Below are 11,823 nucleotides of genomic sequence, written 5' to 3' on the forward strand. Positions count from 1 at the left end.
GTGCCGGTCGGGGAACATTCCGGCTGCCCCGGGCGTACCTCAAGTGGGGGCGTGGCACGCACGCTCCCCGAGGTGTCGAAAGGTGATCATGAAACTGCTGTCCCGTCGGAGTGCCCTGCTGGTGGCCGGAGTCGCCCTGCTCGCCGCGGGTTGTGCCCCGGGTGACACCGAGCCCACCTCCCCCGGGAGCACCGGCACCGGGACCACCGGGACCGGGACCGCGCCGAGTTCGGCCCCGAGCCAGTCGGCCGGCACGGCGACCAGCGGTGCCACCGAGCAGGGCACCGTGATCGAGATCGTGCTGTCCGGTGACACGGTGACCCCGAACGCGGAGAAGCGCGAGGCCAAGGTCGGTGACGTGATCACCTTGAACATCACCAGCGACCACGACGACGAGATCCACATGCACGGGCTCGACATCGAGATCCCGGTCAAGGCCGGGGTACCGACCTCGGAGACGATCACGCTCAGTGAGCCGGGCAGCTTCGAGATCGAGTCGCACCATCCGGCGAAGACGATCCTGATCCTGAACGTGCGTTGATGTCCGGCGTGCCCCTCACCGGCGGGCTCGCCCTCTCCGGCCCCCTTCCGCTGCCCCTGCACGGCATCGCCTCGCGCCACGACCTGCCGCTGCCGTTCGAGTTCGTCGTGGTCGGCGCGGTGGTCGCCCTGGTGGTCTCGTTCGTCCTGCTGTTCTTCGGCTGGCCGAAGCAGCGCTACCGCGACCGGCGGAGCCGCGGCCTGTTCCGGGTCCATCCGGCGGTCGTCTGGGTCGCCCGGATCGCGGTGCTGCTCTGGTACGGCGTCGCCGCCCTCGCGCTGGTGGCCGGCGAGGACCGGCTCACCAACCCGATCTTCGGATTCGTGTTCGCCCTGTTGTGGGTCGGCCTGGTCCCGTTGTCGGCCCTGTTCGGTCCCGTCTACGCCGCGCTCAACCCGGTCGCCACCCTGCAACGGCTGGTGTACGCCGTACTGCGGCGGGATCCCGATGACGGGTTCGTCACCACGGTGCCGAAGTGGCTCGGCGTCTGGCCGGGCGCGGTCGGACTGTTCGTGTTCACCTTCTTCGAGCTGGTCCAACCGGCCCGGACCACCCTGCCGGTGATGCAGTTGTACGTGGCCGGGTGGTTCGTGGTGCTGTTCTTCGGCTCGCTGCTCGGTGGCCGGCGCTGGCTCGCCGCCGCGGATCCGTTCGAGGTGTTCGCCAACCTCGTCGCGGCCGGCGCCCCGTTGCAGCCGGACAAGGAGGGGCGGGTGCAGTTGATCAACCCGCTGCGGGCGCTGGCGACCTGGCGTCCGCCCAACGGCACCCCGGCCGTGGTCTCGGTGCTGCTCGGCTCGACCGCCTTCGACAGCTTTGCGAACACGTCATGGTGGCTGCGGACGGTGCAGGACTCCTCGGTGCCCTACGAGGTCTGGGCCACCGGCGGTCTGCTGACCATGATCATCCTCGTGGCCACCACGTTCTGGCTCGCCGCCCGGCTGATGACGCCGTTCTCCCGTCGGGGCGTCCCGGTCCGTGAACTGGCCCGGCTGATGTCACCGTCGATCGTCCCGATCATCGTCGGGTATGCGATCGCGCACTACTTCACCCTGCTGGTGGTGGAGGGGCAGCGGACCGTGATCAACATGTCGGACCCGCTGGGTCTGGGGTGGAACCTGTTCGGCACGGCCGAACGCGGGGTCGCCACCGGCCTGGTGATGGTGCCCACCTTCGTGGCGGTGCTGCAGCTGGCCGGCATCCTGCTGGGCCACATCGTCGGCATCGTGGTCGCCCACGAGCGGTCACTGGCCATGCTGCGTCCCGACCGGACGATCGTCGGCCAGTTGCCGATGCTGCTGGTGATGATCGGCTACACCATCGCCGGGCTGCTGTTGTTGTTCTCCCCCTGAGCCCGGCGCCGCAACGCCGTTGCCGTACGGCCCCGCGTGTCGTCCACAGGGCACGGCCCGGAAGGTGGCGGCCGGCCGCACCCCTCGACGACGCTGGGGCCATGACGCAGCAACTCATCGAGGAGCGGCCACCGACCCGGGCCCGCGGCCACGCGATCCTTGCCGCCCGGACGCCTTCTCCGGCCCGCCGGACCGGCCCACCACGCGAGGCACCCCCGGCCCGCACGTACCGCCTGCCCTCGGCCGTCCCGATCGGCGGCCCGGCCACGGTGGTGCAGGACCCGCCGGACTCGCAGCCGATGCTGTTCGCCGACCTGTCGGTGCCGCCTGCCCCCGGACCGGCCCGGCCCGTCGCGGCCGACCGGGTACGCCAGGTCGCGGTCGTGGTCGTGGAGGTGTTGGCCGGCCGCCGGGCCCCGACCCAGCTCACCCGCTGGGTCAGCGAGCTCACCCACGCCCAGATCGTGATGTCGGCCCGTCGGCTGGCCAGACCGGTGAACGTGCACGTCGCCTCCGTACACTGCCAGCACGTCACCGACGACGTGATCGAGGCCAGTGTCCGGGTCCGCGGCAGGGAACGGTCGATCGCCATGGCGTTCCAACTGCAACGCACCGACGGGCGATGGATGTGCACCGCCTGGGAACACCGCACCGAGGACCTCGCCGCCCTCGACCGGTGACGGTCGCGGCGCGGCGTCGGTTCAGCCCTTGCTGCCGTGGCAGAGCTTGTACTTGCGACCGCTGCCACACGGGCAGGGGGCGTTGCGCGGCGTCTTGGCCCAGTCGTCCTCGGCCTCGGCAACCGCGGTCCGCTTCGTCTCCCCCGACTCGTCCGGAGCGGAGTAGCTGAGCTTCTGCTGCCGCCGCGAGGTGCCCCCCAACAGCGAGGTCGACTTCTTCGCGGCGGGCTGCGGGGACTCCTTGGCTGCCGGCTCGGGGGTGGCCCTCGAGGTGGCCGACTTGGACGTGGCCGACTTCGAGGCGGCCGACTTCGAGGTCGCCGTACGCTTCGACGTCGCCGTACGCTTCGCGGGGGCCGCCGTGGCCGGCGCGGCGTCGGCGTCGGCGGTCCCGCCGCTGACGTTGACGTCCACCCCGTCCTCGTCCAGGTCCGGCCCCGAGGTGATCACCAACGGCTGGCCGTTGCTGGCCGCGACCCCGACCTGCGGTTCCTCCGGGGCCTTGATCTCCACGTTGAACAGGTAGCCGACGACCTCTTCCAGGAAGGCGTCCATCATGGTGTTGAACATCACGCCGCCCTCGCGCTGGTACTCCACCAGGGGGTCGCGCTGGGCCATCGCGCGCAGGCCGATGCCCTCGCGCAGGTAGTCCATCTCGTACAGGTGCTCGCGCCACTTGCGGTCGAGCACGGTGAGCATCACCTGGCGCTCCAGTTCGCGCATCAGCTCGGGGCCGAGCTCCTTCTCGCGCCGGCGATACGCCTTGCGGGCGTCGGTCACGAACGCCTCGATCAGCGCCTCTCGATCGACGTTGTCGTCATTGGCGTACTTCGACTGCTTCAGCCGCACCGGGTAGAGGGTCTTCATGTCGGTCCACAGCTGGTCGAAGTCCCAGTCCTCGGGGAACCCTTCGGTGGCCTCCCGGACCGCCTCACCGACCACGGTGACGATGGCCTGTCGGATCCGGGTCTTGACGTCGGTGCCCTCCAGCAGCCGACGACGGTCGCCGTAGATGGCGTGCCGCTGCCGGTTCATCACGTCGTCGTACTTCAGCACGTTCTTGCGGACCTCGAAGTTCTGCGACTCCATCTGGCCCTGGGCGTTCGCGATCGCCTGGCTCACCCGCCGGTTCTCGATCGGCTGGTCGTCGGGCACCTTGAGGGCCTGCAGCACCCATTCGACGATGTCGGACTTGAACAGCCGCATCAGGTCATCGCCCAGCGACAGGTAGAACCGGCTCTCCCCCGGGTCACCCTGACGGCCGGAACGACCGCGGAGCTGGTTGTCGATGCGGCGCGACTCGTGGCGCTCGGAGCCGACCACGTACAACCCGCCGGCGTCGACGACCTCCTCGTGCTCGGCCTCGGTCTGCGTCTCGTACTCGGTCAACAGCTCGGCGAACCGCTCCTGGTACTCGTCGGCGGCCTCGACCGGGTCGACACCCTCTTCGTGGAGCTTGGTCTGGGCCAGGAACTCGGGGTTGCCGCCGAGCATGATGTCGGTGCCACGACCGGCCATGTTGGTGGAGACGGTGACCGCACCCTTGCGGCCCGCCTCACCGACGATCGCGGCCTCGTGCTCGTGGTGCTTGGCGTTCAGCACGTTGTGCGGGATGCCCGACTTCTTCAGCATCGCGCTGAGCACCTCGGACTTCGCGACCGAGGCGGTGCCGATCAGCACCGGCTGTCCTGCCTCGTGCCGCTCGGCCACGTCCTCGATGATCGCGGTGAACTTCGCGACCTCCGTACGGTAGATGAGGTCCTTGCGGTCCTGCCGGATCATCGGCTCGTTGGTCGGGATCGGCACCACGCCCAGGCCGTAGATCTTCTGGAACTCGGCGGCCTCGGTCATCGCCGTACCGGTCATCCCGGACAGCTTGTCGTACATCCGGAAGAAGTTCTGCAGGGTGATCGTCGCGAGCGTCTGGTACTCGTCGCGGATCTGCACCTTCTCCTTGGCCTCGATCGCCTGGTGCAGGCCCTCGTTGTAGCGACGACCCGACAGGCTGCGGCCGGTGTGCTCGTCGACGATCAACACCTCACCGTCGATCACCACGTAGTCGCGGTCCTTCTTGAACAGTTCCTTGGCCTTCAAGGCGTTCTGCAGGTACGAGATGAGCGGCGTGTTGGCCGATTCGTACAGGTTGTCGATGCCGAGCCGGTCCTCGACCTGCTCGATGCCCTCCTCGTTGATCGAGACGGTGCGCTTCTTCTCGTCCACCTCGTAGTGGCGGTCGCGGGTCAGCCGCAGCACCAGCTTGGAGAACACCGGGTACCACTGGTGGTCGTCCTCGGCCGGACCGGAGATGATCAACGGCGTCCGCGCCTCGTCGATCAGGATGGAGTCGACCTCGTCGACGATGGCGAAGTGATGGCCCCGCTGCACACAGTCGTCGAGGCTGAGCGCCATGTTGTCGCGCAGGTAGTCGAAGCCGAGCTCGTTGTTGGTGCCGTACGTGATGTCCTTGCCGTACGCCTCCCGCCGCTGTGCCGGGGTGAGAGCCGGGGTGATCACCCCGACGTCGAGGCCGAGGAAGTGGTGGATACGCCCCATCTGTTCGGACTGGAACTCGGCCAGGTAGTCGTTGGTGGTGACGACGTGCACACCCTTGCCCGTCAGGGCGTTCAGGTAGGACGGCAGGGTGGCCACCAGAGTCTTGCCCTCACCGGTCTTCATCTCGGCGATGTTGCCCAGGTGCAGTGCCGCACCACCCATCAGCTGCACGTCGAAGTGGCGCTTGTCGAGCACCCGTCGGCTGGTCTCCCGGACGGTCGCGAATGCCTCCGGCAGCAGGGCGTCCAGCGATTCACCGTTGTCGATCCGCTGCTTGAAGTCGGCGGTCTGCCCGCGCAGCTCGTCGTCGTCCATCGCCTCGAAGTCGTCCTCGATCGAGTTGACCTGATTCGCGTACGACTTGAGCCGGCGCAGGATCTTGCCCTCGCCGACACGCATCAACCTGTCCAGCACAGCCACGGAACCGGTTCTCCTCCGGGTGGGACTCCCGCCGTACGGCCGTACGGCGACCGGCCGACCACATGATCGACCCGGTCCATCCTAGGCGGACCGGTGGCCGCACGACACCCTGCGCCGTCCCGCATCACCGGTCGGCCGGTCCATCGCCGCACCCTTGACTCTTTCAGCACCACTGGGCAGGCTGCCCGCAATTGTTGTTCCATACGTTGCAACGCGCCAGGTTCCCCTGCCCGGACGGTCCCCCGCCCGCCGCAACGGGCACCGCGCGCCCCAGCCCACAGGAGTGCTCCATGAACGTTTCCCGCCGTCGCGTGCTGCAGGCCTCACTCGCCGCCAGTGCCGTCGCCGCCCTTCCCGCCCTGCCGTCCGGGCCTGCCGCTGCCGCGCCACCGCACGCGCGGTTCGAGCGCGCCGAGCACGAGCCCGACCTCAGCCTCGGCACGCGGCCCCGGGTCGCCGAGGTCCCGAGCCTGTTCGCCGAGTTCCAGTACAAGTACAACCTGTACGAGAACATGCTGACCGACTTCATCGATCGCCCCCTGTTCAACGATCCCTCGATCCGGCCGGCGACCGCGACCTACAACACCGCGGAGTCGTACTTCCGCGACATCGCCATCGCCCGGACCTACGGTTTCGACGGCACCGGCTCGCTCGCCGTCCCGAGCATCGCCCTGTGGGACCAGGTCAACGGCTACCTGCAGGCGGAGCCGGACCGGGCGCCCGGCCACCACGAGTACCCCCAGTTCGCCTTCGCCGGGTTCACCGCGTTCTCCACCACGGATCGGCACTACGTGCAGGCCCGCTCCGTGCTGCAGACCGCGCTGGCCTCACCGTTCTCGCCGCGGATCGCGGGCCGGATCCCGATCGCCACCTACAACTCCGGCTACGTGAAGTTGGACGTGATGGAGCAGTTCCTCACCGCCCTGCGTGACGAGTTCGGCGACACCTTCGCCGTTGTCGGCCAACTGGTGATCGACTGGGCCGACCAGGTCGCCTACGAGGCCGACGGCGGCTGGTCGGCGGCCGTCCGGCAGAAGTACGCGGACCGGATCGCCGACCTGCTCGCGGTGTACGACGGGATCCAGTTGGAGATGCCGTGGCCGGTGTGGCGGCTCGACTACCGCTCCGAGGCGGAGTTCGGGGCGTACGACGACCACCTCAGCGAGCTGGTGGTCGAGGCCCTGGCCCGGCCGGAGAACGCCGGCAAGCTGCTGTGCGGGCAGGTCCGGCAGGGTTACGAGAACCACTTCACGATGGTCACCCACGGCGAGTTCGGCACGGGCCGGATGCGCGAGACCCTTGACAGGTTGGTGAAGCTCAACCCCGACATGGTGTTCTTCTTCGAGTGGAACGAGTTCAACGAGAACACCATGATCCAGCCCTCGGTGCGCAACTCGTTGGCCCTGCAGCGGTTGATCAAGTACTACGCGTCGATCTTCACCGGCACCGACCCCGAACCCAACGAGGGCGACGACATCACCGTCCCGCCGCTGGTGCTCACCCACCGGGAGGAGGTGAAGGTCGGCGAGAAGCTGGAGTTCGAGCTGCTCAACGTGCCCGACACCACGACCGCCGCCAGCTACACCGCACGGCTGGTGCTGCACGACCTGAGCGGCCGGGTCGTCCGCGACTTCGGCACCGAGACCTTCGACCGGGCGCGGCTCCGAGCGGTCACCTTCACCGTGCCGAGCGAATGGGTGTCGGACCTGTCGGTGCTGGTGCCGCGGCTCACCGTCACCGACTCCTCGGGCGCTCCGCTGGAACACCACGACCTGCAGCACGTGCGCATCCTGCCCACCACCTCGAGCAACTACACCACCACCCGGCAGTCGTTGCGCGACATCCTGCGACCGACCTCGATGTCGTTCGACGTCACCGCGACCGCCGACGGCAGGTACCGGCTGGTCGGTGAGGTCACCGCCGACGAGCCGTTGGCCACCCTCGAGGTGACCGACCACGGCCGGGAGTTCCACGCCGCCGACCCGACCGGCACGTACGACCTGGTCGACACCGTGTTGATCAAGGGCGCCCCGTCGTCACGCAGCAGCCGCTGGGAGAACATCCGGGTGGAGGTGACCGGCGCCCCAGGTTGGGAGTTCCACGCCGACCGTGCCCTGTACGTGAAGGCCATCCAGCGCACCGGTGACGTGGTGACCGCGTCGGCCTACGTGTGGCTGAACCGGACGGCCTGGTTCATCACCGTGCCCGAGGACCGGAGCCCGGACGCACGGGTGAGCCTGACCATCGGCACCGAGGCCCACGACTTCGCCCTGGCCGACCTGGTCGAGCTCGGCGCACACGCCCAGTTGTTCGCCGACGGGACGGGGCGCGACGCACGCTGCGACTGGACGGTGCATCGCCGGCAGCCCGACACCCCGGTCCATCTCGGCACCCCGTCGGCCGAGATCGACGTCACCCTGGCCAGCGCCCACACCCACCCGGTGTTCCAGCTGCGGGCGATCACCGTCTCCGGCAAGATCGTGCGCAGTGCGCCGATCATGCCGAGCCGGCCGGTCCGCAGTGAACCGGTGCCGGTGATCTCGGAGAGCACCGGTGCCGTGGTGCGAGCCATGGTGCCACGGGATTCCGTACCCCGGTTGGGCTATCGGCTGGACGAGCCGCGCGCCGGGGCCGCTCTGCTGGCCCCGGCGAATCGGCCGCAGCACCATGCCCAGCTGGGCGGTGGACTGATCTACGACGAGCCGTTCTACGTGCCGACCCCGGTCACCGGCGGCTTCAGCCACGTGCCCACCTGGGTCACCGAGGACGGCCGACCGGCGTTGTCGTTCCACACCGAGCAGAGCTGGGCGAACTTCCCGATCGACACCTTCCCGCGCGGTGCGTTCACCTTGACGATGGACGTCAAGCCGACCCTGGTCGACCAGCGGTACGTGCTGTTCCGGCACTTCTCCTCGATCCTGGGGTCGATCACGCTGTACGTCGACACCGACGGCGAACTGGTGCTCGGGTTCGGCGACAAGCAGACCAACACCCACGTCTTCCGCTCCGGCCTGGTGGTGCCGGCCATGGTCTGGTCGACGATTCGGCTGAGCTACGACCTGCGGGCCTTCGAGTTCGTGGTGGGCACCACCCGGCAGACGGTCCAGACCCCGACACCGCTGCAGGCGTTGTACGCCAAGCCCGCCGTGTTCGGCGGCCACGTCAAGGTCGAGTTCGGGCTGCCCGCCGGTGCTGCGTACTTCCAGGGCTTCCTGGGGCGGCTGCAGATCGACCACACCGCCGGCACGGTGCGCCGCTGACCCCCCTCTGACCCGCTGATCTGCTGACCCGCTGATCTGCTGCCCCGCGTAGACCGGGACGGCGGTCAGTCGGCCGTGACCACCGGTGAGGCGTGGCGGCCCAGGCCGTCGGCCCAGACGTGCATCGTCTGGCCGGCGGCCAGGTACCGCGGCGGCTGCTGTCCGGCTCCGACCCCGGCCGGGGTGCCGGTGCTGATCACGTCACCGGGGTACAGCGTCATGAACTGGCTGATCTCGTGCACCAGGCGCGCCACACCGAAGATCATCTCCGCGGTGCTGGAGTCCTGGTAGGTGTGGTCGTCGACGGCCAGGCCGAGCCGGATCCGCTGCGGGTCGGGGACCTCGTCGGCGGTGAGGAACCACGGCCCCATCGGGCAGAAGGTGGCACAGTTCTTGCCCTTGTCCCACTGGCCACCCCGCTCGAGCTGGAAGTGTCGTTCCGACACGTCGTTGCAGAGCACGTATCCGGCGACGTGGGCCATCGCCTCGGCCTCGTCGGCCAGGTAGGCGCACCGTCGACCGATCACCACCCCGAGCTCGACCTCCCAGTCGGTCTTGTCGCCACCGCGGGGGATGACCACCGGGTCGTGAGGACCCACCACGGTGTCGGGCACCTTCAGGAACAGGATCGGCTCGGTCGGCGCCTCCTGCCCACCTTCGGCAGCGTGGTCGGCGTAGTTGAGGCCGACGCAGATGATCTTGCCCGGACGCAGCGGTGCCCCGATCCGGTGGTCGGCCAGCGGCACCGACCTCTCCGACTCCAGGGCGAGTGCTCCGCGACTGCGGAGGTCGTCCAGGTCGAAGGCGTCACCCACACCTGAGGGTGGCAGCCACGCCGCGTGCCGGTCGTCCACCAGCACCGCATCGCGTTCCTGACCGACGGGACCGAGTCGTACGAATCTCATGATCAACCCTTCAGGGCACCGGACATGGAGCCGAGGATGTGGCGTTGCAGGGCGAGGAAGACCACGATCACGGGGATCAGCGACAGCACCGTCCCGGCGGCGAGCCCGCGGACGTCCTGACCGCTCACTCCCGACAGGTAGGCGATGCCGAGTGCCAGCGGGAACTTGCTCTGGTCGTTGAGCACGACCAACGGCCAGACGAAGCTGTTCCACACGTTGATGAAGCCGAGGATGGTCAACACCGCCAGCGTCGGTACTGCCGCGGGCATGGCGATCCGGACGAAGATGCCCCACTCCGACGCGCCGTCGACCCGGGCGGCCTCGAAGATCTCCTCCGGCATCGAGGCGAAGGTCTGCCGCAACATGAAGATCCCCAACGCGGACAGGATCGCAGGCAGGATCACGGCCATGTAGGTGTCCACCAGGCTGAGCTGGCTCATCACCAGGAACCGCGGGATCAACATCAGCTCACCGGGCAGGAACATCGTCGACAGGAACACCATGAAGAAGAGGCCGCGACCCGGGAAGTTGATCCGGGCCAGGGGATACGCCGTCATCGCCGACACGAGCAGGTAGAGCGGGATGATCACCACGATGTAGATCACCGAGTTCCCGGTGAACGTGAAGAACGGGATCGTGGTGGTCGCCTCGACGAAGTAGTCGAGCACCGGGGGCCGCGGGATCAGGTCCGGTGGAAAGCTGTCGATCGACTGGTGGGCCGGCTTGAACGCGATCGACAGCATGACCAGGAAGGGTCCCACGAAGAGCAGCCCCACGACGGTCAGCAGCACGTACATCAACGCGTTGCGGATGGGTCGCCGCGGCCTGCCGCCACGTTCCCGGCGGGGCGGGGCCTGGTCCGCCGTCTCCTGGGCCTCGGCGATCGGCGGGCCCTGTAGTTCGTTCAGTGCCATCAGTCCCGCCTCCTGGTCACGAACTGGTTGAGCAGCGCGAGGACGATCATGATCCCCCACAGCACCATGCCGACCGCACTGGCGTACCCCATGTCATAGCGTTCGAACGCCACGTGCCAGATGTAGTAGCCCAGGGTCAACGTCGAGTCCTGTGGACCACCGCGGGTCAACATGTAGATCGACTCGAACGACCGCATCGCATCCAACATGGCCAGGGTCAGCGTGACGGCCACGAACGGCAGGATGGCCGGCACGATCACGTGCCACAGTCGGCGCAACCAACTCGCGCCGTCCATCTCGGCCGCCTCCAACAGCTCCGGCTGCACCGACTGCAGGCCGGCGAGGTAGAGCATCATGTACAGCCCCATCCCCTTCCAGGCCTCGATCACCACGACCGTCGGCAGCGCCCACTGGCTGTCGAGCAGGAACTGGATCGGGCCCAGCCCGACCAGCGAGAGGAACCAGTTGAGCACGCCTTCGCGGCTCAGCACGAAGCGCCAGGCGATCGCCACCGCCACCATCGACGTGATCACGGGCAGGTAGTAGGTCACCCGGTAGACCTGGATGCCACGCAGCTTCTGGTTGACCAGGATCGCCAGGAACAGCGGCGCCACCACACACAGTGGCAAGAACATGATCAAGAACACGAACGAGTTGCGCAACGCGATGTGGAAGCGCGGATCGACCATCAGCTGCCGGAAGTTGTCGAGGCCGACGAACGTGGGCGGCTGCGGGATGTTGTACTCGGCGAACGCCAACTGGATCGCCAGCGCGGCCGGCCACGCGAACATCGTGATGAAGAAGAACAGGCCCGGCACCATGAACAGGTAGGGCGTGAACCAACGCTGGCCGACGACCCGACGCGGGCCGGCCGCGGGTTGGCGGCGGCGTGCGGCCCGGGGTGCTGTCACCGTTGTCATTCATCCCTCCCGTCCGAAAGGCAGGTTGTTTCCCCAGCCGTGCTCATGCAACGGCACCACGGGCTGCCCTGTCAACCCCTGCCCGGGACTCTGTGACCCGTTTGTCACACACCGTAACCCGCTTGACACACACAAGGATCAGCGCGAGGTAACTTTTTGAACTCACCACCCCACTTCCCTTGACAGTCGCGCCTGAAGGACGAACCATCGTGACCGTAGACCATGTAACGGTCCCGCCAATCGGGTGAGTGGGCCGTACAGCGACCTTGCGGAGGAAC

At 68.1% G+C, this 11,823-nt stretch carries 8 protein-coding genes; 4 read left to right on the plus strand and 4 right to left on the minus strand.

Annotation, left to right across the window (positions count from 1 at the left end; all coding sequences use genetic code 11):
• Positions 1-82: 82 nt before the first annotated feature.
• From ACQBAU_RS11585 to ACQBAU_RS11595, 3 genes are all read left to right on the plus strand, one after another.
• On the plus strand, positions 83-541 hold the full coding sequence (locus ACQBAU_RS11585) for a hypothetical protein (RefSeq protein ID WP_434551066.1): 459 nt from the start codon (positions 83-85) through the stop codon (positions 539-541).
• Positions 541-1,893 (plus strand): hypothetical protein, encoded by a 1,353-nt coding sequence (locus ACQBAU_RS11590; protein WP_465256498.1) that lies wholly within the window; start codon positions 541-543, stop codon positions 1,891-1,893. The genes ACQBAU_RS11585 and ACQBAU_RS11590 overlap by 1 nt, the downstream gene beginning before the upstream one ends.
• A 101-nt stretch (positions 1,894-1,994) precedes the next feature.
• Complete coding sequence (locus tag ACQBAU_RS11595) at positions 1,995-2,573, plus strand: Rv3235 family protein (protein WP_434551068.1); 579 nt, start codon at positions 1,995-1,997, stop codon at positions 2,571-2,573.
• A gap of 21 nt (positions 2,574-2,594) precedes the next feature.
• Here ACQBAU_RS11595 and secA read toward each other — a convergent pair whose 3' ends face one another.
• Positions 2,595-5,525, minus strand: coding sequence for a preprotein translocase subunit SecA (secA, locus tag ACQBAU_RS11600; RefSeq protein ID WP_465256537.1), 2,931 nt, complete (start codon positions 5,523-5,525; stop codon positions 2,595-2,597).
• Between the two features lie 311 nt (positions 5,526-5,836).
• On the opposite strand from secA, the gene ACQBAU_RS11605 reads away from it, so the two are divergent.
• Positions 5,837-8,806, plus strand: coding sequence for a hypothetical protein (locus tag ACQBAU_RS11605; RefSeq protein WP_434551069.1), 2,970 nt, complete (start codon positions 5,837-5,839; stop codon positions 8,804-8,806).
• A gap of 65 nt (positions 8,807-8,871) precedes the next feature.
• On the opposite strand, the gene ACQBAU_RS11610 is transcribed toward ACQBAU_RS11605, so the two are convergent.
• Genes ACQBAU_RS11610 through ACQBAU_RS11620 form a run of 3 tightly spaced genes read right to left on the minus strand, consistent with a single transcriptional unit; the run spans position 8,872 to position 11,545 of the window.
• Positions 8,872-9,711: a fumarylacetoacetate hydrolase family protein gene (locus ACQBAU_RS11610; RefSeq protein WP_434551070.1), complete on the minus strand. Its 840-nt coding sequence runs from the start codon at positions 9,709-9,711 to the stop codon at positions 8,872-8,874.
• Between the two features lie 2 nt (positions 9,712-9,713).
• On the minus strand, positions 9,714-10,625 hold the full coding sequence (locus ACQBAU_RS11615; protein ID WP_434551071.1) for a carbohydrate ABC transporter permease: 912 nt from the start codon (positions 10,623-10,625) through the stop codon (positions 9,714-9,716).
• Positions 10,625-11,545, minus strand: a complete 921-nt coding sequence (locus ACQBAU_RS11620) for a carbohydrate ABC transporter permease (protein ID WP_465256497.1) — start codon at positions 11,543-11,545, stop codon at positions 10,625-10,627. The genes ACQBAU_RS11615 and ACQBAU_RS11620 overlap by 1 nt, the downstream gene beginning before the upstream one ends.
• Positions 11,546-11,823 lie beyond the last annotated feature (278 nt).

The sequence above is a fragment of the Carbonicoccus niuqiaonis genome, assembly GCF_050157065.1.
Lineage (GTDB): Bacteria > Actinomycetota > Actinomycetes > Propionibacteriales > Propionibacteriaceae > Avipropionibacterium.